Here is a 26,469-nt window from a genome sequence, read left to right on the forward strand (position 1 = left end):
TGTGATAAAAAGTGCGGGCATTATGCCATAAAAAAGTTGAATTAAATAAATTTGTTATGAATTATTTAACCGCAATCATCGAGCCAAAATTAAAGCATTGGAACCAAAGTTCTACTTGTGAAAATCCTACGTTTTTTAACCGCACTTTGTGTGTCTCGATAGAATCTGTGCGCATCACATTTTCAAGTGCGGTGCGTTTCTGACTCACTTCAAGTTCGCTATAACCATTAGCACGTTTGAATTGGTGGTGTAAGTCAATGAGTAAATGATCAACTTTAGTATCTTCAAAACGGAATTTTTCTGATAACACGAGTACGCCATTTGGATTTAAACCTTCATAGATTTTAGTAAGTAATGCGATGCGATCTTCAGGCGGTAAAAATTGCAAGGTAAAGTTGAGAATGACCATTGAGGCATTTTTAATTTCAACGTGGCGAATATCGTCACAGAGAATTTCTACAGGTACTTCACTATGATACGCCGCAATATGTTGGCGACAACGTTCAACCATAGGTTGAGAATTATCGATGCCAATAATTCTTACGTTTGGTTGATGAATATTTCGACGTGCAGAAAGTGTAGCGGCCCCTCGTGAGCAACCAAGATCATAAACATGACTATCAGCAGTAACGAAACGTTCTGCCAGCATACCGATTGCAGTGATAATGTTGGAATAGCCCGGTACGGAGCGTTGAATCATATCAGGAAAGACTTCAGCAACGTTTTCATCAAAGGTAAAATCGCCGAGTTTTTCAATGGGCGCGGAAAAAATAGTATCTTTCATGGTTTACATTGTGTCGGGTATGTGTGTTTTTCACTTTTCCACACCCTACGAATTAGAAAATATTTAAAAAGTGCGGTCATTTTAAGGAAAGTTTTCAAGGGGTCAAATAAATTTCCGTTTAAGATTTAAAAGACGCGCCTTTTTCCGTATAATTCTGCAGTATTTTTCCATTTTTATAGAGAGTTAAGGAATTGAATATGATGCGTACACATTATTGCGGAGCATTAAACCGTAACAATATCGGACAAGACGTAACATTAAGCGGTTGGGTCCACCGCCGTCGTGATTTAGGTGGCTTGATTTTTATTGATATGCGCGATCGTGATGGTATCGTGCAAGTTTGTTTTGATCCGAAATATCAAGATGCATTGACAGCGGCTGCGGGGTTACGTAACGAATTTTGTATCCAAATTAAAGGTGAAGTGATTGCGCGTCCTGAAAACCAAATTAATAAAAATATGGCAACAGGCGAAGTGGAAGTGTTAGCGAAAGAATTGCGTGTTTACAATGCTTCTGATGTGTTACCTCTCGACTTTAACCAAAACAATACTGAAGAACAACGTTTAAAATATCGTTATTTAGATTTACGTCGCCCTGAAATGGCTCAACGTTTGAAAACCCGTGCGAAAATTACCAGTTTTGTACGTCGTTTTATGGATGATAATGGTTTCCTTGATATTGAAACCCCAATGCTTACCAAAGCAACGCCAGAAGGTGCGCGTGACTATTTAGTGCCAAGCCGTGTACATAAAGGCAAATTCTATGCGTTGCCACAATCACCACAGCTTTTCAAACAGCTTTTAATGATGTCTGGTTTTGACCGTTATTATCAAATTGTGAAATGTTTCCGTGATGAAGATTTACGTGCGGACCGCCAGCCTGAATTTACTCAAATCGATGTGGAAACTTCTTTCTTAACTGCGCCAGAAGTTCGCGAAATTATGGAACGTATGGTTCACGGCTTATGGCTTGATACCATTGGTGTAGATTTAGGTAAGTTCCCAGTGATGACTTGGCAAGAAGCAATGCGTCGTTTCGGTTCTGATAAGCCAGATTTGCGTAACCCATTAGAAATGGTAGATGTGGCTGATATCGTCAAAGGCGTTGATTTTAAAGTGTTTAATGAGCCAGCCAACAATCCAAATGGCCGTGTTACCGTGATTCGTGTACCAAATGGTGCAGAAATTACTCGTAAACAAATTGATGAATATACACAATTTGTTGGTATTTATGGTGCGAAAGGTTTGGCTTGGGCGAAAGTAAACGACATCAATGCTGGCCTTGAAGGCGTACAAAGCCCGATTGCGAAATTCTTAAATGAAGATGTATGGAAAGCGTTAGCAGAACGTGTGAAAGCCCAAACTGGCGATATTTTATTCTTCGGTGCAGACAAATGGCAAACCACTACGGACGCAATGGGCGCATTGCGTTTGAAATTAGGTCGTGATCTTGGTTTAACTCGTTTAGACGAATGGCAACCACTTTGGGTGATTGATTTCCCTATGTTTGAGCGTGATGATGAAGGCAATTTGGCGGCAATGCACCACCCATTCACATCGCCGCGTGATTTCACACCGGAACAATTGGAAGCGGATCCAACAACTGCGGTGGCGAATGCTTACGATATGGTCATCAACGGCTACGAAGTAGGTGGCGGTTCTGTACGTATTTTCGATCCGAAAATGCAACAAACCGTATTCCGTATTCTTGGCATCAACGAACAAGAACAACGCGAGAAATTTGGTTTCTTATTGGATGCATTGAAATTCGGCACACCGCCACACGCAGGTTTGGCGTTCGGTTTAGACCGTTTAACTATGCTTTTAACCGGCACTGAAAATATTCGTGATGTCATCGCGTTCCCGAAAACGACGGCAGCGGCGTGCTTAATGACCGAAGCGCCAAGTTTTGCGAATCCACAGGCGCTAGCGGAGTTGAGTATTCAGGTTGTAAAAGCTGAGTAAATTTGAAATTTGAATAATAAAGTGCGGTCAATTTTGACCGCATTTTTGTGGAGAGTAAATGAAACAACCTACATCATTAAAGTAATTGCTTGGATTAATATCCTCGCTTCAGTGATTGGATTTTGTTCAGTTTTCTATATTTTATGGGATGGGTGGCGAACTTTAGGATATGTAGTTTCTGAAGCTATCCCATATTTAATTTTTGCATTTGTAGTTTCTTCCCTTGTATTTTTATCTTCTATTGTAATGCTGGAAGGTAAATCATGGGGAAGAACACTTTATATAGTTATAGGATGTTTGTCTGTTGCCATTGGTTTTATCGATGGCGGATATGCAGATAAAGATGCGATTAGAAGTCTAATTAAATTATGTATTTTGGGATTTTTCCTATATCGTCCAATTATTAATGAATATTTCAAGTCTTCAAAAATAAAAAACGCTCAAAGTAATTAGTTTTATTATTCTATGGTGCGGTTAAAAATTCCACTGATTTTGACCGCACTTTCTTTTTGTTGAAAAAATTTTATTCACTTAAAGACATATGTTTTTTGGTGTGAATACTGGCGAAATTTATTTGTTTTGGAGTTATATTCTGAAATTTTAAAATAATTAGGTTTTTATTTTACACTGGTGCTTTTAAGTGGATTTTATTTACTTTACTCAAGGATAAAATTCTATTATAAATAAGGCCTTTTTCGGTTTATGGTCAATTTATAAGAGAAAATTTTATGAGTGAAATTTCAACTCCAGTAGAAAAATCAACATGGGCGAGTAAATTCTCTGCCTTAGGCCCTGGCATCGTGATGGCATCAGCGGCTGTCGGTGGTTCGCATATTATTGCATCTACCCAAGCGGGTGCAATCTATGGTTGGGAATTAGTGAGCATTGTTATTCTTGCCAATTTATTCAAATATCCTTTCTTTCGTTTCGGTGTTCAATATACTCTAGATACGGGTAATACTTTATTAGAAGGTTACCGTCAAAAAGGGAAATTCTATCTTTGGTTATTCTTAGCTTTAAACATTTTTGCGACAGTGATTAATACTGCTGCAGTAGGGTTATTAACAGCAGCAATTTTAACCTTCATTACACCAATTCCACTCCCAATGCCAGTGTTAAGTTCATTAGTAATTCTTGTGACAACTGGCATTTTATTGTTAGGGAAATACCGTCTATTAGATAGCTTATCGAAAATCATCATGATTGCTTTAACGGTAACAACCGTGAGCGCCGTCGTGATTGCCTTTATGCGTAATGGTATCCATGGCGTAGCTGCACCTGATTTTGTGCCACCTTCTCCATGGGAATTAAGTAAATTAGCATTTTTAGTTGCTTTGATGGGCTGGATGCCGGCGCCAATTGAAATCTCTGCAATTAATTCTATGTGGGTGGTGGCAAAACGTCGTCTAACGAAAGTGTCTTATCAAGATGGTTTGTTTGACTTCAACGTGGGTTACATCGGTACCGCCATTTTAGCCGTTGTTTTCTTAGCCCTTGGCGCATTGGTACAATATGGTTCTCCTGAAACCGTAGAGATGGTGGGCGGAAAATATATTGCGCAACTTATCAATATGTATGCAAGTACTATCGGTGAATGGGCACGTTTATTAATTGCAGTAATCGCGTTCATGTGTATGTTTGGTACAACAATCACGGTAATTGATGGTTATTCGCGTACCAATGTTGAATCTTTACGTATTTTATTCGGTAAACAAGAAAGCTCAGTGAGAATTCTTAATATCGGTATGATTTTGGCAGCATTGTCTGGTTTAGCGATTATTTTCTACTTTAATAATGCCGTTGGGCCGATGTTGAAATTCGCAATGATTGCCTCATTTGTTTCAGCACCAATTTTTGCTTGGTTAAATTTATCTCTGACTAAGCATGCGAAACATAGTGTAAAAGGTGGATTATTGTGGTTATCCCTTATTGGGTTATTCTACTTAACCGCCTTTGCAGGATTATTTATCGCCCAACAAGCTGGCTGGTTAAACTAAAATAATTAAGATAATTACCGTACTTTGGTTTTAAAGTGCGGTAATTTTTTTGAAAGTTTTTAATAGAAAAGGTATGATGCGCCCATTTTCAATCATGTAAATGATAAGTTTGAAATATAAAAATAATCAATCGGTTCTCGTGGTAATTTATGCGAAAAGCACGAATCGTGTTCTTATGCTTCAACGTCAAGATGATTCCACTTTTTGGCAATCTGTCACTGGTACATTGGAAGCGAATGAAACACCAAGAACAACTGCGATTCGAGAAGTTGGGGAAGAAGTCGGATTAAAAATAGAAGAAAGTTCCACCGCACTTTTTGATTGCAAAGAGAGCATAGAATTTGAAATTTTTCCACATTTCCGATATAAATACGCACCGAATGTGACTCAATGTCATGAACATTGGTTTTTATTGGCAATTGAGCAGGAATTTGAACCGATATTAAGTGAGCATTTGGCGTATCAATGGGTTTCACCTGAACAAGCGATCCAAATGACGAAATCTTCCAATAATGCGGAAGCAATTAGAAAATATATTCTTAAAGTTAAATAGAAGGAAAACAACATGGCAGGCCATAGTAAGTGGGCTAATATTAAACACCGCAAAGCAGCACAAGATGCACAACGCGGTAAAATTTTTACTAAATTAATTCGTGAACTTGTTACTGCAGCTAAAATTGGTGGGGGCGATGTGAGTGCTAACCCGCGTTTACGTGCAGCAGTTGATAAAGCGCTTAGCAATAATATGACGCGTGATACTATCAACCGAGCCATTGATCGTGGTGTAGGTGGTGGCGATGACACCAATATGGAAACCAAAATTTATGAAGGTTATGGTCCAGGTGGAACTGCTGTGATGGTTGAGTGTCTAAGTGACAACGCAAACCGCACGATCTCACAAGTTCGCCCAAGTTTCACTAAATGTGGGGGGAATTTAGGGACTGAGGGATCTGTTGGTTATTTGTTTAGTAAAAAAGGTTTAATTCTAATTACTGAAGCAGACGAAGATGCGTTAACTGAAGCAGCAATTGAAGCAGGTGCTGATGATATTCAACCCCAAGATGATGGTTCATTTGAAATCTACACCGCTTGGGAAGATTTAGGTTCGGTGCGTGATGGTATTGAAGCAGCTGGCTTTAAAGTTCAAGAAGCTGAAGTGACAATGATTCCATCAACTACTGTCGATCTTGATCTTGAAACTGCGCCTAAATTGTTGCGTTTAATTGATATGTTAGAAGACTGTGATGATGTACAAAACGTATATCATAACGGTGAAATTAGTGATGAAATTGCAGCTCAGCTGTAATTTTAAGGAGATAATAATGAAATTAGTAAAAGTATTGCCTGTAATGGCTGCGTTTGTTGTATTATCCGCTTGTGCAAGTGAAACAGCAAAAATGGAATCAAAACCAGCTCAAGGTGCAATGCCAACCGTAACAGATAAAACAGTTGTTTATTCTTGTAATAAAAAAACGGTTACGGCAGTTTATCAATTTGAGAATCAAGAAGCCACAGCTGCAATGGTGATGGTTGGTAACAAAGTTATCGCGAAAGATTTTTCTCGTGATACAGCGCAAAAAGATTTTACTTCATTTACTTCAGGCAAATATGTTTGGAACGTAGATAGTGGTTTAACGTTAAATAAATTTGATTCTGTAGTGCCTGTAAATCTTTTAGAAAAAGGTGAAAAATCAGATAAAATTCTAGTAAAGAATTGCGATGTTAATGTAAAAGCTACAGTAAAAGCAAACAAATAATAAAAAAATAAAACGGCTAGTGTTAATAGATTAGCCGTTTATTTTTATTCTTATGAGTATTATTTTAGGCATTGATCCCGGTTCTCGTGTGACAGGTTATGGTGTGATTCGCCAAACAGGAAGATATTTGGAATATCTTGGCAGTGGCGCAATTCGTACTCAAGTTGAAGATTTACCAACCCGTTTGAAACGCATTTATGCTGGAGTAACTGAAATCATCACGCAATTTCAACCAGATATGTTTGCGATTGAGCAAGTGTTTATGGCGAAGAATGCGGATTCTGCTTTGAAACTCGGGCAGGCTCGCGGTACGGCGATTGTTGCAGCGGTAAATCATGATTTACCTGTTTTTGAATATGCCGCACGTTTAGTAAAACAAACAGTGGTGGGCATTGGTTCAGCAGATAAAGTGCAAGTGCAAGAAATGGTGACTCGTATTTTGAAGTTGTCAGATAAACCTCAAGCCGATGCCGCGGATGCCTTGGCTATCGCAATTACACATGCGCATTCTATTCAACATTCTTTACATATTGCCAATTCTGTGAAAATGACAGAAACGCAAGAAAAAATGACCGCACTTTTAAAGACCAGATATAGCCGAGGACGCTTTAGATTAAAAATTTAACTGGATGTTCGTCCAGTTTTATTTTATTCTATGCGTTAAGTTTTTTATCATTCGGAAGAATTATGATCGGTCGCTTACAAGGCATTCTTTTAGAAAAACAACCTCCAGAAATTTTACTTAATGTGCAAGGCGTAGGCTATGAATTGCTTTTGCCTATGACGAGTTTCTATGATTTACCAGAAATTGGTCAAGAAACTACTTTATTCACCCATTTTGTTGTTCGTGAAGATGCTCACTTACTCTTTGGATTCGCCCAGAAAACAGACCGCACTTTATTTCGTGAATTAATCAAAACAAATGGGGTAGGCCCTAAATTAGCCTTAGCGATTTTATCTGCCATGTCGGTCGAACAATTTGCTTATGCAATTGAGAGAGAAGAGCTTTCTAAACTCACCAAAATTCCTGGTGTGGGTAAAAAAACAGCTGAACGTTTATTAGTTGAACTCAAAGGTAAATTTAAAGGTATAAAACAAAGTGATTTCTTTGTCGAAAGTACTCATATTCCGTCAGCGCCATCTATTGAATCGTGTGTAGAAAATTCATCCGATGAAGCTATTTCGGCCTTGGTTGCTTTAGGTTATAAACCTGTAGAAGCAGAAAAAATGGTAAAACGTGTTGCTAAGCCAGAATTAACCAGTGAACAAGTTATTCGCGAAGCTCTAAAAGCCGCACTGTAGGTGAGACATGATTGAAGCAGATAGAATTATTAGCGGGCAAGCTAAGATTGATGAAGATGTTATTGACCGCGCTATTCGTCCTAAATTATTAGCAGATTATGTTGGGCAGCCGCAAGTGCGTGAGCAAATGGATATTTTCATCAAGGCAGCCAAACTACGTCAAGATGCATTAGATCATTTATTGATTTTTGGTCCTCCAGGTTTGGGAAAAACAACGCTTGCTAATATTGTGGCAAATGAAATGGGCGTGAATATTCGTACGACATCAGGACCTGTATTAGAAAAAGCAGGAGATTTGGCCGCGATGCTAACCAATCTTGAACCGCACGATGTGTTATTTATTGATGAAATTCATCGACTTTCCCCTGCTATTGAAGAAGTCCTTTATCCCGCAATGGAAGATTATCAATTGGATATTATGATTGGTGAGGGGCCAGCTGCTCGTTCTATTAAATTAGATTTGCCACCTTTTACTTTGGTTGGCGCGACGACTAGAGCGGGTTCTTTGACTTCCCCATTGCGTGATCGTTTTGGTATTGTGCAACGTTTGGAATTCTATTCTGTAGAAGATTTAACATCTATCGTTGAAAGAAGTGCGGGATGTTTGAATCTTGAATTAGAACAGCAAGCCGCTTTTGAGGTGGCTCGTCGTTCACGAGGTACGCCTCGAATTGCAAACCGTTTATTACGACGTGTGCGTGATTATGCAGACGTGCGTAATGGGGGAGTAATTTCGGTAGATGTGGCAAAACAAGCGCTTTCAATGCTGGATGTAGACGATGCCGGATTTGATTATTTAGATAGAAAGTTATTGTCTGCAGTTATTGAGCGTTTTGACGGCGGGCCAGTAGGGCTGGATAATCTTGCTGCTGCAATCGGTGAAGAACGCGATACTATTGAGGATGTTTTAGAGCCTTATTTGATTCAGCAAGGTTTTTTACAACGTACCCCACGTGGGCGAATTGCTACATCACAGACTTATCGACATTTTGGTTTGCAGAAGTTAACAGATTAAATGTTATTTATGAGAGAACGCGTAATAAAGTAGGATGAAACTCCGTTTTTTGTGCTAAATTTCTGCTATATATTTTCACAACGATAAATGAAATAGCGGTGGAAAAAAATATCAGTATTGTACGAAGAATTTCATTGTGGCTAATATAATCAGAAATTAATGTACTTAATACCAGTGTTAAAAGTGGCGCAATATACATTAATAAGGCAGAGAGTAGCATTGATTTTTCTTTTAATCCTATTTCAACAATTTGACCTTCGCGTAATGGCATTAATGTTTCTACATTAAAAATATGCTCGCCACGTTTACCATTTAATTCGGAAAGGCTTGATGTTCCACAACTGTTTTTAGCTGCGCATTGTCCACAGGCACTTTGAGATTGGCATTTCACTTTGGCAATGCCATTTTCATAGCTAATAACAACGGCACTTTCTCTTAGCATTGGGATGCTCCCATATAAATATCAAAGCGATGATTTTTCGTTTCACGGCTAAAGTGCGGTTGTTTACCACCAAGAAACTCTGCATAGTCAGGACGCTTCACAACCACACGTTTTTTCGCTAATTGCAGCGCAGGTAACAGCAATCCATCAGCATCTAAATCAGCTCCGACTAAATGCTGGAATACGCGCATTTCTTTTTTTACTAGCGCAGATTTTTGTTTATGTGGATACATTGGATCGAGATAAACCACATCGGCATAATCAATATTAGGATCAAGTTCATTAATATGGTGAACATTCAGCAAGCGCAAATTTTTTTGCAACATCTCGCCGATTTCTTGATCTTGATAAGCACGATTTATACCATCTTGTAGAAGTAAAAAAACAACAGGATGACGTTCCACTAACCGAACTTGGCAGCCAATCGAGGCTAGCACAAAGGCATCACGCCCTAGACCTGCTGTTGCATCAATAACGGTTGGCAATTCCGAACCTTTAATCCCTACCGCTTTCGCTACAGCTTCACCGCGACCACCACCGAACTTACGACGGTGAGCCATTGTGCCACCTACAAAATCAACATAAACCGCCCCGAGTTTAGGTTCGTCTAATTTACGAAGCTCTAAACGTTCATCGGTTTGAACAAGCGCAAGTGGGCTTTGTTCATCATGAATAATGTTATGTTCAGCACAAAGTGTGGTCAATTCTGCTAATGTTTTTTCTGAAGATTCAGAAATCAGCTGAATTCCTACTTGCGAATGAGCCATACGCCGCTTTCCATGTGGTCAGTGTAAGGAAATTGGTCAAATAACGCAGCTTTTTCAATACGGTGCGTTTTTGACAGTTCAACAAGGTTATCGCACAGCGTATGCGGATTACAGGAAATATACAAAATGCGATCGTAATTTTGTACAAGTTTCACAGTATCAGGATCAAGCCCTGCGCGAGGAGGATCGACAAAAATGGTATTACATTCATAAGATTTTAAATCAATCCCTTTCAAGCGATTAAAGGCTCGAACCCCATTCATTGCCTGCGTAAATTCCTCTGCCGACATACGGATAATTTGTAAATTATCGACTTTATTTTCAGCAATATTAAATTGTGCGGCGGCTACGGAAGGTTTGGCGATTTCTGTTGCTAATACCTTGCGGAAATTTTGTGCAAGTGCGATAGAAAAATTACCGTTTCCGCAGTAAAGTTCTAATAAATCACCTTCACTATTTTGGGTACAATCAATTGCCCATTCAAGCATTTTGCAGTTTACCGTTGCGCTTGGCTGGGTAAAACTATTCTCGACTTGGCGATAGACATAATTTCTGCCATTCACAGGTAAAATTTCATCCACATAATCTTTCTCAAAACAGATTTTTTGTTTACTTGCACGCCCGATTATTTGCACATCAAAATCTTGCTTTTCGAGTAAATCTTTCAAATTTTTAGCCGCACTTTCCCATTCTTCAGTGAGCGTTTTATGATAAAGCAAGCTCACAATAATCTTATTACTCAAGGTGCTAAGGTAATCGATTTGGAATAATTTTTTGTGTAGTACCTCTTGTTGTTTTAACAAAGGTAATAAGGTGCACATCATACGATTAATCAGCGTGCTGGCGATTGGAAACTCATCCACGCGATAACGCTGTAGCATCGCTTGATCAAACATAATATGGTAAAAATCATCTTGCTCATGCCAAATACGAAACTCTGCACGCATACGATAATGGCTTGTTGGAGAGTCAAAAACTTGAATATCCGGCGCATTAAAAGGGCGCAAAAGTGCGGTTAACTTTTCAAGTTTTTTTTGTAGCTGTTCGTTGTATTGAGAAATCGGTAATTGCATAGAAATTAGTATTCATAGGGCGTATGAAGACGAATCGTTCATACAAAGATAGGAGAATAAAGTTATCAGCCGTGAATTACGCGTGATTTCACAAGCTATTCAAAAACAAAAGGCAGACTTCCGCCTGCCTTGTTCAACATATCTTATTCGCCGGAATAATCTTCACTGCCAGAGGCAGCTTCACTCACATCACCAGATAAGGTGTAAACACGTTTTTTAGTATTAATACGAGTACGATATTTATTCCAAGTTTTTTCAAAGAAAGTCTCTGCTGCGCGCTCACCACGGCAAAAAGCGACGAAATCTTTTTCTTCTTTAGTCGCTGGCTCACGTTCCCCTAAGTCCAATGCTTTGAACGCTTGGCCATATTGCTCAAGCACTTGTGATTCTTTGATTGTGTAATCACCGTGACGGGAAAAACCACGTGGGTAGTTTTTGTCGTCAAAGAAACGACGCGTTACGCTAAAACTTGCAGCCATAATATTCTCTCTTCTTTCATTAATATTTACAAAATAGGGCAGGCATTAAACCAATTTTTCGTTATTTTTGCAATAAACCTTTTACGGTTTGCACATAATCTTTCACGAAATCATCGTAATTTAACCCTTCAGGGTTTACGCGGAATTTTCCATTTACATAAAAATCAGGTACGCCACGCACTTTAAATTGTTCTGCGGCATTCACTTGTTTATTAACTAAACCATTTACTGCAAAACTATTAATGCCACCATCAAATTGCTCCGCGGTTACACCATTCGATAAGAAAATAGCTCGAATATCATCCATTGATTTTAAGGCATCCTTTTGAGCCGCTTCAAATAATGGTGCCTTTACTTTACTTTCAGCCCCCAATGCCATTGCTAACGCCCAAGCACGTGTTAAGTTTTCAGATTGGCGACCTAAGAAATTTACATGATATTGTTTAAATTTCACATCTTTTGGTAAAGTATCTGCGACTTGTTGTGGAATTTTATATTCCATTTCAAACGCGTAACAATGCGGGCAGTAGAATGAGAAAAACTCAATCACTTCTTTTTGCTGTGAAGCCTGTTGACTCACTTGAACATATTGTTTGCCTTCTTGTAAATCTGCGGCAAAACTATTTACAGACATAAGCGTACTGATACCTAAACCTAACGCAAGTAATACTTTTTTCATTTGCTTTCCCTCTTATTTAATGATACCGCGAGCACGGAGCAATGCGGTTTTAAAATCTTCTTCGTAATCTTTTTTGAGACCAGGAATTGGCTCATGTTTATCTGTACCATCCATTTTTAACTGATAAATAATCACTTCATCAGTTAATTCATTTAATGGCTTTTGGAAACCTGATTCATTGGCAATTTTTTGCAAAATTTCCATTAAGCTCAAATCTGGGTCTTTAGACCAATAAGGCTGTAAAAGTTCCAAAACTTCATTTAAACGCTTACATTTCATTGCTATTTCCTTTTTAATCGTAAAAAATAGGCAAATGATACTTGAAATAACGATAGATTAAAATATGACAATCACAATAAGCGCGGTAATTTTGGCTGGTGGCAAAGCACGCAGAATGGGTGGGCAAGATAAAGGATTACAGATTTTAGGTAAACAATCTTTAATTCAACATGTTATTCATCGCTTGCAACCACAAGTTCATGATATTTCGATTAACGCTAACCGAAGTCAAACAGAATATGCAAAATTTGGCTTTCCTGTTTTTTCCGATGAACTACCCGATTTTCAAGGGCCATTGAGTGGTATGCTAACAGCCCTTGAAAAGACAAAAAGTGACTTTATCCTTTTTACACCTTGTGATACACCTTTTTTCCCAACTAATCTTTTAGATAAACTCCAAAGTGCGGTTGAAAATCACTGTGCTTTAATTGCTTATGCTTGCGATGAGGAACGTGAACATCCCGTTTTTTGTTTGATGTCCGTTCAGCTAAAGGAAAAATTACGGCACTATTTAGCATCGGGTGAACGACACCTTTTACGGTTTATGCAAGAAAATGGTGGGATTTCAGTAAAATTTACGAAAGAAGAAGGGCATTTCGAGAATTTTAATACACTGGATGATTTAGATTCTTATAGTTCGGATGATTTTAAAGAGGGCTAATAATGAAAAATATAAAGCATTTTGCACAGCGTTACGTTGATTGGGTAATTCGCTTAGGAAGAATTCGTTTTTCTTTATTAGGCGTGACGATTTTGGCTATTTTTGCACTATGTACCCAAATTTTATTTAGTTTTTTCATTGTGCATACTATCTCTTGGGGCGATATTATTCGATCAGTTACATTTGGATTGCTCACTGCACCTTTTGTGATTTATTTTTTTACGTTGCTTGTTGAAAGATTGGAACGTTCGCGTTTAGAGCTATCTTGTTCTGTTAATCGATTAGAAAAGGAAGTGAATGAGCGAATCATTGCTCAGCAAAAACTTTCCGATGCGCTAGAAAAATTAGAAAAACATAATAGAGATAAAAGCACTTTACTTGCTACTATTAGTCATGAGTTGCGTACGCCATTAAATGGCATTGTGGGTTTAAGCCAAATTTTACTTGATGATAAATTAGATGATAAACAACGCAATTATTTAAAAACGATCAATATAAGTGCGGTAAGCTTAGGGTATATTTTTAGTGATATTATTGATTTAGAGAAAATTGATGCAAGCCGGATAGAGTTAAATCTACAACCAACAGATTTTCCTGCATTATTGAATGATATTTATAATTTCGCTAGTTTTTTAGCAAAGCAAAAACATCTTACCTTTCATTTGGTTACAGAGCCAGGTTTACCTAATTATTTAACCTTAGATCGTGTTCGTTTAAGCCAAATTTTATGGAATTTAATTAGTAATGCTGTGAAATTTACTGATCATGGGGAAATTACATTAAAAGTAAGTAGGGAAAAAGATTATTATTATTTTAATGTGATTGATACAGGAATGGGGATCGCACCAAAAGAGCAGTCTCGTATTTTTGAACTTTATTACCAAGTAAAAGAGAGTCGTCAGCAAAGTGCGGGCAGTGGTATTGGGTTAGCAATATCTAAAAATCTTGCTAGATTAATGCGGGGGGATTTGAGAGTTGAAAGTGAATTAGGAAAGGGATCAACATTCTATTTATCTATTCAGGCGGAAGAAACGCAAATTAACACAATTAATCATCAAGTTATTCCTCATTTACATATTCTTTTAGTTGAAGATGTTGAACTCAATGTTATTGTTGCAAAAACAATTTTAGAGAAGTTGGGGCATCGGGTAGATGTGGCGATAAATGGTCAGCAAGCCATCACACTATTTGAAAAAAACTCCTATGATTTACTATTGCTTGATATTAAATTGCCAGATATGACGGGGTTTGATATTGCGCAATATTTACGAAAAAATTATGAAGAAGGGATTTATGATTTTTTACCACCGATGATCGCATTCACGGCTAATGTAATGCATAGTGAGAAAGACTATCTTGAAATGGGGATGGATGGTGTATTGCGTAAACCTATTTTAATTAAAGACTTACAGCATTGTCTGCAATACTTTTTCTCAGATGAATCTCATCCTATTGTAAAAATACAAGAAAATGATAATACAGAAGTATTTGATTTGGATCTCATTGAAACTTTAGGTAAAGCACAAGTTTTGGCTAATTTAGATATTTTTAAACAAGTAATGCCCACCTATTTGTCTAAACTATCAGTTAATAATTTAAAAGAAACGGAATCCTTTTCTCATAAAATTAAAGGAGCTGCAGCATCGGTAGGACTCATTCAATTACATAAGTTGGCTGAAGATTTAGAAAAGGCAGCTCAGGTTTCTAATAAGATTATTATTGAGAAATGGATTGAATTAATGAATAAGAACTGGAAAGACGAGGTGGATAGTCTAATTCAATTTTTAAATTATAAACGTTAACTTCAATTTTAATTTTTGAAAATATCTAAAATATTTCTAATTTATTAGATTTTTTCTTTATTGTTGCTGTTTTTTTTGTTGTATTGCTTAAAAATCATCGAAATTATACCTTGAATTCATATAATTAGATTTTTACTTTTTGAGGGGGTTTTATGGAGTTTGAATTTTCTAAAATTTTGGAACAAGCATTAAGTTGGATTGTTTCACACATTGATGCTCCTTTATGGGATATCACTATTATTATTTTATTAGGTACAGGATTGTTTTTTACTATAACAACTGGATTTGTACAGTTTCGCCTTTTCCCAGCAAGCATTCGAGAAATGTGGTTTGGTAGAGCAACCGAGGGGAATTCTCTTACACCATTTCAAGCCTTTGCTACAGGATTAGCTAGCCGTGTAGGAGTAGGCAATATTGGTGGGGTAGCAACGGCTATTGCATTGGGTGGAGAAGGTGCAGTATTCTGGATGTGGGTGACTGCATTTATTGGTATGTCAAGTGCTTTTGCTGAATCAACCTTGGCACAATTATTTAAAGTTCAAGATAAAGATGGCTCATTTCGCGGTGGCCCTGCATACTACATTATTCAAGGATTACAATCACGTTGCATGGCAGTCTCATTTGCCGTGGCATTAATTTTTACCTTTGGTTTCGCATTTAATTCTGTTCAGGCTAATTCTATTGTTGAAGCAACTCAAAATGCTTGGAATTGGCAAGGTGAATACATTGGTCTTGCATTAGTGATTTTAACTGCGCTTATTATTTTTGGTGGAATTAAGCGTATTGCAGTAATTTCAAGTAGCTTAGTCCCAATGATGGCACTTTTTTATCTCATTATGGCAGTGATCATTTTGGGAATGCATACAGAAATGATTCCTAGTGTTTTAAGTAATATTATTAAAAGCGCATTTAATTTTGATGCTGCAGCAGGAGGCATGTTTGGAGCATTAGTGTCAAAAGCGATGATGATGGGGATTAAACGTGGGTTATTTTCGAACGAAGCAGGAATGGGATCAGCTCCAAATGCTGCAGCCGCAGCCCATGTAAAACACCCAGTTAGTCAAGGATTAGTTCAAATGCTGGGAGTGTTTGTTGATACCATGATTGTTTGTACTTGTACGGCAATTATTATTTTGCTTTCCAATAATTATGGTAATGAAACACTAAAAAGTATTTCTCTTACGCAAACGGCATTACAATATCATGTCGGTGAATTTGGCGTGCATTTTCTTGCTTTTATTTTATTGTTATTTGCTTATTCTTCCATTATTGGGAACTATGCCTATGCGGAGAGTAATATTCGTTTTATTAAGAATAAACCTTGGTTTATTTTTTTATTCCGATTAATGGTGCTCTTTTTTGTTTATTTTGGTGCAGTACGATCAGGAAATGTTGTTTGGAGTTTTGCGGATACTGTGATGGCGGTTATGGCTATTATTAATTTAGTGGCTATTTTAATGCTTTCTCCTATTGTATGGAAATTAATGAAAGACTATCAACGCCAACTTAGATCTGGAAAAACACCTGAATTTAATATCAGTGATTATCCAGAGTTAAGTAAGAGAGTATTAGATTATCGTATTTGGAAGTAAATATTTAAATGGCTACTCAATTAGGTAGCCATTTTTATTGTAAAAGATCTTATTTAGCACTAGAATGCACGCCCTCAATTCGTAGTTCGCAAACCTCCTACATAAAAAAACTAGGTAAAATATGAATATTTCCAATCCAAATTATAATCGTAAAGCGATTGTTATCTTTTCTGGTGGGCAAGACTCCACCACCTGTTTGTTTCAAGCTATTGCTGAATATGGCAAAGAAAATGTTGAAACTATTACATTTCAGTATGGACAACGTCATTCAATTGAATTAGAAAAAGCAAAATGGATTGCACAAGATTTAGGTGTGAAACAAACATTTATTGATACTTCTGTTATTAAAGCCATCACTCACAATGCTTTAATGGATGAGAACGTGCATATTGAACAAAAAGACAATAAATTACCCAATACTTTTGTTGATGGCCGTAATGCATTGTTTTTGCTTTATGCTGCAATTTATGCCAAGGGACAGGGTATTCAGGATATTATTACCGGTGTTTGTGAAACGGATTTTAGTGGTTATCCCGATTGTCGAGACGTGTTTATAAAGTCTATGAATGTCACATTAAATCTTGCAATGGATTATCAATTTAACATCAAAACGCCATTAATGTATCTCACCAAAGCACAGACTTGGCAACTTGCTGATGAGTTAGGAGTGCTAGACTATGTGCGTAACTATACTCATACTTGTTATGAAGGTGTAAATGGAGGATGTGGTCAATGCCCAAGTTGTATTTTACGCGATAAAGGTCTGACGGAATATTTGGCTCAGAAAGGTGGAAAAAATGTTTAAAATTTACAAAGAATTTAGCTTTGATATGGCACATTTATTAGATGGGCATGACGGGAAATGTCAAAATTTACATGGGCACACATATAAATTACAAGTTGAAATTTCGGGTGACTTATATGAGTCTGGTGCAAAAAAAGCAATGGTCATTGATTTTTCAGATCTAAAGTCTATTGTGAAAAAAACTATTTTAGATCCGATGGATCATGCATTTATTTATGATCAAACCAGTGAGCGAGAAAGCCAAATTGCCGCGCTATTGCAAAAGTTAAACTCAAAAACGTTTGGTGTTCCTTTTAGAACGACGGCAGAAGAAATGGCTCGTTTTATTTTTAATCGTTTAAAACATGATGAACAACTGGCTATATCAGCCGTTCGTTTATGGGAAACGCCAACTTCGTTTTGTGAGTATCAGGAGTAAGTGTCGGTGGAAAAATATCATGAGTTTGAGCCGCACTTTAATATAGTTGAGATTTTTGAAAGTCTGCAAGGAGAAGGGTTCAATACGGGGATGCCAAGTATTTTTGTACGATTTGGTAAATGTAATCTGGACTGTCCTTGGTGTGATACGCCTTATAATGATTTTAAACGCTGGTCTGCATCACAGATTTTAGAAAAAGTGCGGTCCTTTCCATCAAGGAATATTATCATCACTGGTGGTGAGCCAACAATTGTGCCAAAAATTGAATACTTACTTGAGCAATTTAAAGCAGATGGCTATTTTCTTGCAATTGAAACTAATGGTCTAAAGACAGTTCCTGCTCAAATAGATTATATTGCGACGAGTCCTAAGAGCCTTTATGCGCATAAGTATGAAAAGCGCTGTATTTCATTTGCAAATGAAGTACGTATTGTCATGGATGGTAATGTATCATCATTTTGTGAATTGATTGAGAAAAAAATAAAAGCAGAGAATTACTATCTTTCACCTTGTGAAATTACGGGGAAAATGAATTTACTTGAGACTATCACTTTACTTGGTCAGTTGAATCTACGCTCAAATAAACCTAAATGGAAGCTAAGTTTACAAACACATAAATTGATTGGTATTGAGTAATAGAAAGAAATATTATTTTTTTATTGATCGATATATAATTTAGTATATAATGGTTCTTGTTTTAGATAGTAATCATAATCAAACCTGGCTAGCACACTTCCCCCACTCCTTTGTGCTAGCCATTTTTTTTGGAATTTTGTACCATATCTTATCTTTTTCCTATTTATATTAATTATGAATAACATTGAACTTGAGCAACTTCTTAACCTAAAACTTAATTCTGAAAAAATCACTGACTATGCGCCAAATGGTTTGCAAGTAGAAGGCAAAGCAAATGTTCATAAAATCATTACAGGAGTTACAGCAAGTCAAGCATTGATTAATTATGCCATTGAGCAAGATGCTGATGCTATTATTGTTCATCATGGCTATTTTTGGAAAAGTGAAAATCCTTGTATTCGAGGAATGAAAGGTAAACGAATAAAAAGTTTGCTTGTGAATGATATAAATTTATATAGCTATCATTTACCATTAGATATTCATTCTGAATTAGGAAATAACGCCCAGTTAGCAGAATTACTTGGTATTGAACAGTTACACCCACTAGAAAAGTCGCCGATGAGCATTCCTATTTGGGGGGAATTGCGATCCCCTATGACGGGAGAAGAATTTGCAGAGAAAATAGAAAAAGTTTTGAATAGAAAGCCATTAATTTGTATTGAAAATGGTCCGTGCCTGATTCGAAAAGTAGGAATTTGTACAGGAGGAGGACAAGGTTATATTGATCTTGCTGCTGCGCAAGGCTGTGATGCATTTGTTACAGGTGAAGTATCTGAGCAAACTATTCATTCTGCACGTGAACAGGGCATTCATTTTTTTGCCGCTGGTCATCACGCAACAGAACGCTATGGTATAAAAATATTAGGAGAATGGCTTTCTAAAGCATATGGTTTTGATGTTGAGTTTAAGGATATAGATAATCCTGCTTAATATTATTCGAACATGTTTTACCCTCCTTTTGATATACCTACAAATCTTATTGTTTCAAAAGAGAAATAGGATTATAATAACTGTAAATTTGAACAGTTTAATTGTTATGGATATTTCTGAATTACTTGACGGACTTAACGATAAACAACGCGAAGCTGTAGCTGCTCCTCTTGGTAATCACTTAGTGCTAGCGGGTGCAGGATCTGGTAAAACGCGTGTATTGACGCACCGTATCGCTTGGTTAATTGCGGTAGAAAATATTTCTGAAGGCAGCATTATGGCGGTAACGTTTACCAATAAAGCAGCAGCAGAAATGCGTCATCGTATTCAAGCAACACTTGCTAAACACGCACAACATCAATTATTTGGTATGTGGATTGGTACCTTCCACAGCATTGCCCATCGTTTATTGCGAGCTCATCATTTAGATGCAGGATTGCCACAAGATTTCCAAATTTTGGATTCAGAAGATCAACTTCGTTTAATTAAACGGTTATTAAAATTACATAATTTTGATGAAAAAGCCTTTCCGCCTAAACAGGCTTGTTGGTACATCAATAACAAAAAAGATGAAGGCTTGCGACCAAACGACATTGAAGATTTTAATGATCGTCAAGAGCGTGAATGGATTAAAATTTATAAGATCTATCAAGACACTTGCGATCGCGCAGGATTGGTCGATTTTGCTGAATTATTAATTCGGGCCTATGAATTATTTGAGAAAAAACCATTAATTTTGCAACGTTATCAACAACGTTTTCAGCATATTTTGGTGGATGAGTTTCAAGACACCAATAAAATTCAATATAAATGGATCAAAATTATTGCTGGAGAAACTGGCAAAGTCATGATCGTAGGCGATGACGATCAATCTATATACGGTTGGCGTGGCGCACAAATCGAAAATATTCAAAAATTCTTGAAAGATTTCAAAGCCGAAACAATTCGCCTTGAACAAAACTATCGTTCTACCGCCAATATCCTAAACAGCGCAAATGAATTAATTGCAAACAATAGTGATCGTCTTGGTAAAAATTTATGGACAGAGGGTGAAAAAGGCGATCCGGTTGGCATCTATGCTGCTTTTAATGAATTAGACGAAGCAAAATTTGTCTCCTCACAAATTCAGGATTGGGTAGAACATGGCGGAAAACTTGATGATTGCGCTGTACTTTATCGTAGTAATAGCCAATCACGCGTTATTGAAGAAGCCTTAATTCGTTGTCAAATTCCATATCGTATTTATGGCGGTATGCGTTTCTTCGAACGTCAAGAAATTAAAGATGCTTTAGCCTATCTTCGTTTGATTAATAATCGTCAAGATGATGCAGCTTTTGAGCGTGTAATTAATACGCCAACGCGTGGCATTGGCGACCGCACTTTAGATATATTGCGCAACTTAACCCGCGAACGCCAAATTACCTTATGGCAAGCAGTACAAGTCGCAACACAAGAAAATATGTTGGCTGGGCGAGCCTCAACCGCATTATTGCGTTTCCTGGAATTAATTAATTCACTACAACTTGATACCGCAGAAATGCCGCTTTTCGCACAAACTGATTTTGTGATTAAACATTCAGGTTTATATGATATGTATAAACAAGAAAAAGGTGAAAAAGGCGAAGTGCGTATTGAAAACTTGGAAGAATTAGTTACCGCAACCCGTGGATTCATCAAACCTGATGATACAGAAGATATGACGGAGCTCACCGCCTTTTTAACTCACGCCTCTTTAGAAGCGGGTGAAGAACAAGCCTCTCCACATCAATCTTGTGTAGAAATGATGACATTACACTCTGCTAAAGGCTTAGAATTTCCTCGTGTATTTATGGTTGGCGTAGAAGAAGGTTTATTCCCAAGTTTCCGTTCTTTTGAGGAACCTGGGCGTTTAGAAGAAGAACGTCGTTTAGCTTATGTCGGCATTACTCGTGCGAAGAAAAAACTGACCATCTCTTATGCGGAAAGCCGTCGGTTATATGCAAAAGAAGAACGCCATTTACCATCACGTTTTATCGCCGAATTACCGAGAGAATGTATCCAAGAAATTCGTTTACGAGGAACTGTCACGCGCGCAATGAATCTAGCAAAAGTCGGTTCATTGTCTAATACCAGTGCGGTCGAAAATGAATGGAAAATGGGTCAAAAAGTCAAACATGAAAAATTCGGTTTTGGCACCGTCATTAATGTCGAAGGATCAGATAACAATACTCGCCTCCAAATTGCCTTCCAAGCGCAAGGCATTAAATGGCTCATTGCACATTTGGCAAAACTGGAAAAAGTGCGGTAGAATCCAAGAGAGTTTTACTTCTACCGATTAATTTCTTTGAAAAGTGCGGTGAATTTTAACTGCACTTTTTTTGTATTTGAGTGATTGAATGTTTAAATTTTTCTTCAAACGTATTTTAATGGTAATTCCAACTTTTATTGCCATTACTTTTATCACGTTTGCCCTTGTGCATTTTATTCCTGGCGATCCAGTTGAAATAATGATGGGTGAACGTGGCTTAACACCTGAAATACATCAACAAATGATGCATCAATTAGGATTAGATCTTCCTTTGCATGAACAATATTTTCATTATATTGCTAAAGTGCTACAAGGTGATTTTGGTGCATCATTCCGCACTCAACAACCTGTTCTTACTGAATTTTTTACACTTTTCCCTGCTACAGCTGAATTGGCATTTTTTGCGTTATTTTGGTCGTTATTAGGCGGGGTGATTTTAGGTACGATTGCAGCAGTAAAAAAAGATAGTTGGATTTCTCACACAGTTACCGCTGCATCGCTCACTGGGTATTCTATGCCAATTTTCTGGTGGGGACTGATTTTAATTTTATACGTTTCACCACAACTCGGTTTACCGCAAGGTGGACGTTTAGATAATGAATTTTGGATCGATACACCAACAGGATTTATGCTTATTGACAGCTGGCTTTCTGGTATGCCCGGAGCCTTCGAAAATGCGGTTAAATCCTTAATTCTTCCTGCAATAGTCCTAGGCACAGTTCCTCTCGCTATTATTACTCGTATGACACGCTCTGCAATGTTGGAAGTGTTAGGTGAAGATTACATTCGCACGGCAAAAGCAAAAGGCCTAAGTTATACTCGAATCGTCATTGTTCATGCATTGCGTAATGCGTTAATTCCTGTTGTCACTGTGGTCGGATTAATCGTTGGTCAATTGCTTTCCGGTGCCGTACTGACAGAAACCATTTTCTCATGGCCAGGAATTGGAAAATGGATTATTGATGCTATTCAAGCGCGCGATTATCCAGTATTACAGGGTTCTGTACTAATTATTGCAACAATTATTATTGTGGTGAATTTAACCGTCGATTTACTTTACGGCGTGGTCAATCCGCGTATCCGTCATTAATTGTGGGAGAAATTATGTCTGACACGCCTTCAACTTTCGTGCCGAAAACGCCCTTGCAAGAATTTTGGTTTTACTTCAAACAAAACCGAGGTGCACTAATCGGTTTAACCTTTATTGTAATTGTTGCCTTAATCAGCATTTTCGCGCCTTACATTGCGCCTTTTGATCCAACAGAACAAAATCGTACCGCACTTTTACTGCCTCCCGCTTGGTATGAAGGCGGCAATCCTGCCTATTTACTCGGAACAGATGATATTGGGCGAGATATCCTTTCTCGCATCATTTACGGAACGCGAATTTCCGTCTTTGCGGGATTTGTCATTGTATTGCTATCCTGCGCCTTTGGTACCAGTCTTGGATTAATTTCTGGTTATTATGGCGGTGTGCTAGATACAGTTATTATTCGCCTAATTGATATTATGCTCGCGATTCCAAACTTACTCTTGACGATTGTGGTCGTCTCTATTTTAGAGCCATCACTCGCCAATGCCACTTTAGCGATCTCCGTTGTATCAATTCCTAGCTATGTGCGTTTAACTCGAGCTGCGGTGATGAATGAAAAAAATCGTGATTATGTCACCTCCTCTAAAGTCGCTGGTGCAGGTGTTCTTCGCCTCATGTTTATTGTGATTTTACCAAACTGTTTAGCGCCCTTGATTGTGCAAATGACGATGGGAATTTCCAATGCAATCTTAGAGCTTGCGACACTTGGTTTCTTAGGCATTGGTGCAAAGCCACCAACACCTGAACTTGGTACAATGCTTTCAGAAGCTCGTGGTTTTATGCAAGCGGCAAACTGGTTGGTTACAATTCCTGGCTTAGTGATTTTATCTTTAGTGCTCGCCTTTAACTTAATGGGTGATGGCTTGCGTGATGCACTTGATCCAAAACTCAAACAATAGGAAAACAGAATGGCATTATTAGACGTAAAAGAACTTTCTGTTCACTTTGGCGATAAAAAAACGCCATTTAAAGCCGTGGATCGCATCAGCTATCAAGTTGCACAAGGCGAAGTGCTTGGCATTGTGGGAGAATCAGGCTCAGGTAAATCTGTGAGTTCTCTCGCAATTATGGGATTAATTGATCATCCAGGACGTGTATCGGCAGAATCCTTGCAATTTGAAAACACAAATTTACTCACTTTAGAGAGTAAAGCTAAACGTCAGCTTATTGGCGCTGATGTTTCGATGATTTTCCAAGATCCGATGACAAGCTTGAATCCAGCTTATACTGTGGGTTTCCAAATTATGGAAGCGTTAAAAACTCATGAAGGCGGTACAAAAAAGGCAAGAAAAGACCGCACTTTAGAGCTTTTAAGATTGGTCGGTATTCCTGATCCTGAATCTCGGATTGATGTTTATCCCCATCAGCTGTCTGGCGGAATGAGTCAGCGAGTGATGATTGCGATGGCAATTGCTTGCAGACCTAAATTATTGATTGCTGACGAGCCAACTACTGCATTGGACGTAACTATTCAAGCACAAATTATGGAGCTCTTACTCGAATTGCAGAAAAAAGAATGCATGTCGCTGATTTTGATTACCCATGATCTTGCGCTTGTTGCTGAAGCTGCAGATCGAATTATCGTGATGTATGCAGGACAAATTGTTGAAGAAGGCTCTGCAAAAGATATTTTCCGCGAGCCAAAACATCCTTACACTCAGGCTTTGTTACGTTCATTACCTGAATTTGCAGAAGGAAAATCTCGCTTAGCGTCATTACAAGGTGTGGTACCTGGAAAATACGATCGCCCAACAGGCTGCTTATTAAATCCTCGCTGTCCTTATGCAACCGAATACTGTCGCCAAGTCGAACCCCAATTGCATCATATCGGTTCGCGTAAAGTAAAATGCCATACTCCACTGAACGAGCAAGGCAATCCTGTTGAATATCAAGGAGCTTAATAATGACGAATGAAGTAAAAGAAAATACGCCATTATTAAATGCGATTGGCTTAAAAAAATATTACCCTGTAAAAAAAGGCTTGTTTGCAAAATCACAGCAAGTAAAAGCGTTAGATGGTGTCTCTTTTCAGCTTGAACGAGGTAAAACTTTAGCTGTAGTAGGGGAATCTGGTTGTGGAAAATCAACGCTAGGGCGTTTGCTAACCATGATTGAACAACCAACCGAAGGCGAATTGTATTACAAAGGGAACAATTTTTTAGAAAATGATTCCGAAACAAAGGCGCTACGTCGTAAAAAAATTCAAATAGTTTTCCAAAATCCTTATGCCTCATTAAATCCACGTAAAAAAATTGGTTCAATTTTGGAAGAACCATTGATCATCAACACAAAACTTTCAGCCAAAGAACGTCGAGAAAAAGTTTTATTAATGATGGAAAAAGTGGGATTGCGCGCTGAATTTTATGATCGTTATCCTCACATGTTCTCAGGCGGACAACGCCAGCGTATCGCCATCGCTCGTGGTTTAATGTTAGATCCAGATGTTGTCGTTGCCGATGAACCGGTTTCTGCATTGGATGTTTCCGTGCGTGCGCAAGTACTGAATTTAATGATGGATTTACAAGATGAATTAGGCTTGTCTTACGTGTTCATTTCACACGATCTTTCTGTGGTAGAGCATATCGCCGATGAAGTGATGGTGATGTATCTAGGTCGTTGTGTTGAAAAAGGAACAACAGAACAAATTTTCTCTAATCCTCAACATCCTTATACCAAAGCATTACTTTCAGCGACGTCACGTTTGTCACCAAACTTGCGCCGTGAACGTATAAAGTTGACAGGTGAATTGCCAAGCCCAATTAATCCACCAAAAGGCTGTGCATTTAATCCTCGTTGTTGGAAAGCAACAGAAAAATGCCTTGAAAATCAACCGCACTTGGAGCAACATACTGATGGAAAATTAATCGCTTGTTTCCATATTAACTAAACATAAAACAATCCCCTGATTATTAATCAGGGGATTGTTGACCAATAGCATTTAGCATCTTTACATAATGCTCTCGCTAAATCATTGTAATACAGTTAATTACATACTGTGCCAACGCTACTTCCCCAATTTGTACAAGAATGACCAGTATTTGTATCAATCGTTGTACTGTAACTTCCGCGATCATAGGTCTGGTAATTTTGTCCACCAGAACCTAATGTTGTGCCATTAAACGTACTGTACGTTTCACCTGTATTGTTATTTCTAATGGTATTTCCCATTTGAGTATAAGATGAACCATTACTCCCCACAACAGTGTTACTACCCACAGGTGACCAAACTACATTAGCAAATGATGAAACAGCAAAAGTAGAACCTAAAATGCCTAAAAATAGTGCTTTTTTCATATCAACTCCTAAATCTTATTTACTACCACATCCTGGCAAACTTCTATCAATAACTAAGTTACCTTCTGCAATATAACTTACAGCAAAGAAATTATTTTCCAATTTAATTACAGCATCAGAAAGTGCGACAGCACATTTATTTTTTTCAATAGCGTTATCAACAGCATTTTTCATATAAACAACATTGGTTGTTTTATCTATTCCGGCAACACGATCTCCTCTCACTAAGGAATTAGAGTTAAGGTTTACATTCTTTGTACTAACTAAAGTAAAATCACCAACACGGTGTGTCACACAAGCAGAAAGCAATCCAGCAGCAATAAGACAAGAGATAAGTTTTAATTTTTTCATCGTAATTTCCTCGGTTTATTTAAATTAATAAATAACGTTCAGGTTGTACCTAAAACAGGTGC

30 protein-coding genes and 1 riboswitch are annotated in these 26,469 nt (G+C 37.7%); of the genes, 21 read left to right on the forward strand and 9 right to left on the reverse strand.

The window, feature by feature from the left end:
• Positions 1–61: 61 nt before the first annotated feature.
• Positions 62–784 carry a carboxy-S-adenosyl-L-methionine synthase CmoA gene (gene cmoA / locus FE813_RS05335; protein WP_139989770.1) on the reverse strand — a complete coding sequence of 241 codons (723 nt, stop codon included), beginning with the start codon at positions 782–784 and terminating at the stop codon, positions 62–64.
• Between the two features lie 197 nt (positions 785–981).
• Here cmoA and aspS point away from each other — a divergent pair, with 197 nt between their 5' ends.
• The 9 genes from aspS to ruvB all read left to right on the forward strand — a co-directional run bounded on the left by aspS (position 982) and on the right by ruvB (position 8,819).
• Positions 982–2,748, forward strand: coding sequence for an aspartate--tRNA ligase (aspS, locus tag FE813_RS05340; protein ID WP_139989771.1), 1,767 nt, complete (start codon positions 982–984; stop codon positions 2,746–2,748).
• Positions 2,749–2,781: 33 nt separating this feature from the next.
• On the forward strand, positions 2,782–3,201 hold the full coding sequence (locus FE813_RS05345; protein ID WP_139989772.1) for a hypothetical protein: 420 nt from the start codon (positions 2,782–2,784) through the stop codon (positions 3,199–3,201).
• 275 nt (positions 3,202–3,476) lie between these two features.
• Positions 3,477–4,745, forward strand: a complete 1,269-nt coding sequence (locus tag FE813_RS05350) for an NRAMP family divalent metal transporter (protein ID WP_139989773.1) — start codon at positions 3,477–3,479, stop codon at positions 4,743–4,745.
• Between the two features lie 100 nt (positions 4,746–4,845).
• On the forward strand, positions 4,846–5,298 hold the full coding sequence (gene nudB / locus FE813_RS05355) for a dihydroneopterin triphosphate diphosphatase (protein ID WP_139989774.1): 453 nt from the start codon (positions 4,846–4,848) through the stop codon (positions 5,296–5,298).
• Between the two features lie 12 nt (positions 5,299–5,310).
• Positions 5,311–6,051: a YebC/PmpR family DNA-binding transcriptional regulator gene (locus FE813_RS05360; protein ID WP_048952842.1), complete on the forward strand. Its 741-nt coding sequence runs from the start codon at positions 5,311–5,313 to the stop codon at positions 6,049–6,051.
• Between the two features lie 16 nt (positions 6,052–6,067).
• Positions 6,068–6,502: an ACP-like domain-containing protein gene (locus FE813_RS05365; protein ID WP_139989775.1), complete on the forward strand. Its 435-nt coding sequence runs from the start codon at positions 6,068–6,070 to the stop codon at positions 6,500–6,502.
• Between the two features lie 52 nt (positions 6,503–6,554).
• Complete coding sequence (gene ruvC, locus FE813_RS05370) at positions 6,555–7,127, forward strand: crossover junction endodeoxyribonuclease RuvC (protein ID WP_118782447.1); 573 nt, start codon at positions 6,555–6,557, stop codon at positions 7,125–7,127.
• 62 nt (positions 7,128–7,189) lie between these two features.
• Positions 7,190–7,804, forward strand: coding sequence for a Holliday junction branch migration protein RuvA (ruvA, locus tag FE813_RS05375; protein WP_139989776.1), 615 nt, complete (start codon positions 7,190–7,192; stop codon positions 7,802–7,804).
• A gap of 7 nt (positions 7,805–7,811) precedes the next feature.
• On the forward strand, positions 7,812–8,819 hold the full coding sequence (gene ruvB, locus FE813_RS05380; RefSeq protein WP_139989777.1) for a Holliday junction branch migration DNA helicase RuvB: 1,008 nt from the start codon (positions 7,812–7,814) through the stop codon (positions 8,817–8,819).
• A 7-nt stretch (positions 8,820–8,826) separates the two neighbouring features.
• On the opposite strand, the gene FE813_RS05385 is transcribed toward ruvB, so the two are convergent.
• The 6 genes from FE813_RS05385 to FE813_RS05410 all read right to left on the reverse strand — a co-directional run bounded on the left by FE813_RS05385 (position 8,827) and on the right by FE813_RS05410 (position 12,538).
• Positions 8,827–9,261: a SoxR reducing system RseC family protein gene (locus FE813_RS05385; RefSeq protein WP_139989778.1), complete on the reverse strand. Its 435-nt coding sequence runs from the start codon at positions 9,259–9,261 to the stop codon at positions 8,827–8,829.
• Entirely contained in the window at positions 9,255–10,028 is a 774-nt protein-coding gene (locus FE813_RS05390) for a class I SAM-dependent methyltransferase (protein WP_139989779.1), read from the reverse strand. The genes FE813_RS05385 and FE813_RS05390 overlap by 7 nt, the downstream gene beginning before the upstream one ends.
• The gene (trmA, locus tag FE813_RS05395; protein ID WP_139989780.1) at positions 10,010–11,101 is read right to left on the reverse strand and encodes a tRNA (uridine(54)-C5)-methyltransferase TrmA; all 1,092 of its coding nucleotides are present in this window, start codon (positions 11,099–11,101) and stop codon (positions 10,010–10,012) included. The genes FE813_RS05390 and trmA overlap by 19 nt, the downstream gene beginning before the upstream one ends.
• A gap of 143 nt (positions 11,102–11,244) precedes the next feature.
• Positions 11,245–11,580: a MaoP family protein gene (locus FE813_RS05400; RefSeq protein ID WP_139989781.1), complete on the reverse strand. Its 336-nt coding sequence runs from the start codon at positions 11,578–11,580 to the stop codon at positions 11,245–11,247.
• Between the two features lie 61 nt (positions 11,581–11,641).
• On the reverse strand, positions 11,642–12,259 hold the full coding sequence (gene dsbA, locus FE813_RS05405) for a thiol:disulfide interchange protein DsbA (RefSeq protein ID WP_046952675.1): 618 nt from the start codon (positions 12,257–12,259) through the stop codon (positions 11,642–11,644).
• 12 nt (positions 12,260–12,271) lie between these two features.
• The gene (locus tag FE813_RS05410) at positions 12,272–12,538 is read right to left on the reverse strand and encodes a YihD family protein (protein WP_005631120.1); all 267 of its coding nucleotides are present in this window, start codon (positions 12,536–12,538) and stop codon (positions 12,272–12,274) included.
• 64 nt (positions 12,539–12,602) lie between these two features.
• On the opposite strand from FE813_RS05410, the gene mobA reads away from it, so the two are divergent.
• The 12 genes from mobA (at position 12,603) to FE813_RS05470 (ending at position 25,649) form a co-directional block, all read left to right on the forward strand.
• Positions 12,603–13,199: a molybdenum cofactor guanylyltransferase MobA gene (gene mobA, locus FE813_RS05415; protein WP_139989782.1), complete on the forward strand. Its 597-nt coding sequence runs from the start codon at positions 12,603–12,605 to the stop codon at positions 13,197–13,199.
• 2 nt (positions 13,200–13,201) lie between these two features.
• Positions 13,202–15,001 (forward strand): ATP-binding protein, encoded by a 1,800-nt coding sequence (locus FE813_RS05420; protein ID WP_139989783.1) that lies wholly within the window; start codon positions 13,202–13,204, stop codon positions 14,999–15,001.
• 152 nt (positions 15,002–15,153) lie between these two features.
• Positions 15,154–16,593, forward strand: coding sequence for an alanine/glycine:cation symporter family protein (locus tag FE813_RS05425; RefSeq protein ID WP_139989784.1), 1,440 nt, complete (start codon positions 15,154–15,156; stop codon positions 16,591–16,593).
• A 75-nt stretch (positions 16,594–16,668) separates the two neighbouring features.
• Positions 16,669–16,713, forward strand: a riboswitch (PreQ1 riboswitch).
• Position 16,714: 1 nt separating this feature from the next.
• Positions 16,715–17,398, forward strand: coding sequence for a 7-cyano-7-deazaguanine synthase QueC (gene queC / locus FE813_RS05430; protein ID WP_139989785.1), 684 nt, complete (start codon positions 16,715–16,717; stop codon positions 17,396–17,398).
• Positions 17,391–17,816 carry a 6-carboxytetrahydropterin synthase QueD gene (gene queD / locus FE813_RS05435; RefSeq protein ID WP_139989786.1) on the forward strand — a complete coding sequence of 142 codons (426 nt, stop codon included), beginning with the start codon at positions 17,391–17,393 and terminating at the stop codon, positions 17,814–17,816. Before queC ends, queD begins: the two co-directional genes overlap by 8 nt.
• Positions 17,817–18,452, forward strand: a complete 636-nt coding sequence (locus FE813_RS05440) for a 7-carboxy-7-deazaguanine synthase QueE (RefSeq protein ID WP_139989787.1) — start codon at positions 17,817–17,819, stop codon at positions 18,450–18,452.
• Between the two features lie 174 nt (positions 18,453–18,626).
• Entirely contained in the window at positions 18,627–19,382 is a 756-nt protein-coding gene (locus FE813_RS05445; RefSeq protein WP_139989788.1) for a Nif3-like dinuclear metal center hexameric protein, read from the forward strand.
• A gap of 106 nt (positions 19,383–19,488) precedes the next feature.
• Positions 19,489–21,669, forward strand: a complete 2,181-nt coding sequence (uvrD, locus tag FE813_RS05450) for a DNA helicase II (RefSeq protein ID WP_139989789.1) — start codon at positions 19,489–19,491, stop codon at positions 21,667–21,669.
• Positions 21,670–21,757: 88 nt separating this feature from the next.
• Positions 21,758–22,759: an ABC transporter permease subunit gene (locus tag FE813_RS05455; protein ID WP_005625756.1), complete on the forward strand. Its 1,002-nt coding sequence runs from the start codon at positions 21,758–21,760 to the stop codon at positions 22,757–22,759.
• A 14-nt stretch (positions 22,760–22,773) separates the two neighbouring features.
• Positions 22,774–23,661 carry an ABC transporter permease subunit gene (locus tag FE813_RS05460; RefSeq protein ID WP_139989790.1) on the forward strand — a complete coding sequence of 296 codons (888 nt, stop codon included), beginning with the start codon at positions 22,774–22,776 and terminating at the stop codon, positions 23,659–23,661.
• A gap of 9 nt (positions 23,662–23,670) precedes the next feature.
• On the forward strand, positions 23,671–24,663 hold the full coding sequence (gene dppD, locus FE813_RS05465; protein ID WP_139989791.1) for a dipeptide ABC transporter ATP-binding protein: 993 nt from the start codon (positions 23,671–23,673) through the stop codon (positions 24,661–24,663).
• A gap of 2 nt (positions 24,664–24,665) precedes the next feature.
• Positions 24,666–25,649: a peptide ABC transporter ATP-binding protein gene (locus FE813_RS05470; RefSeq protein WP_139989792.1), complete on the forward strand. Its 984-nt coding sequence runs from the start codon at positions 24,666–24,668 to the stop codon at positions 25,647–25,649.
• 95 nt (positions 25,650–25,744) lie between these two features.
• Here the strand turns inward: FE813_RS05470 and FE813_RS05475 are convergent, their stop codons facing one another.
• Together FE813_RS05475 and FE813_RS05480 are read right to left on the reverse strand one after the other, a co-directional pair.
• Complete coding sequence (locus FE813_RS05475; protein WP_009766870.1) at positions 25,745–26,056, reverse strand: hypothetical protein; 312 nt, start codon at positions 26,054–26,056, stop codon at positions 25,745–25,747.
• A 15-nt stretch (positions 26,057–26,071) separates the two neighbouring features.
• On the reverse strand, positions 26,072–26,407 hold the full coding sequence (locus tag FE813_RS05480; protein WP_139989793.1) for a hypothetical protein: 336 nt from the start codon (positions 26,405–26,407) through the stop codon (positions 26,072–26,074).
• Positions 26,408–26,469 lie beyond the last annotated feature (62 nt).

The sequence above is a fragment of the Haemophilus seminalis genome (assembly GCF_006384255.1).
GTDB classification, from domain to species: Bacteria; Pseudomonadota; Gammaproteobacteria; order Enterobacterales; family Pasteurellaceae; genus Haemophilus; species Haemophilus seminalis.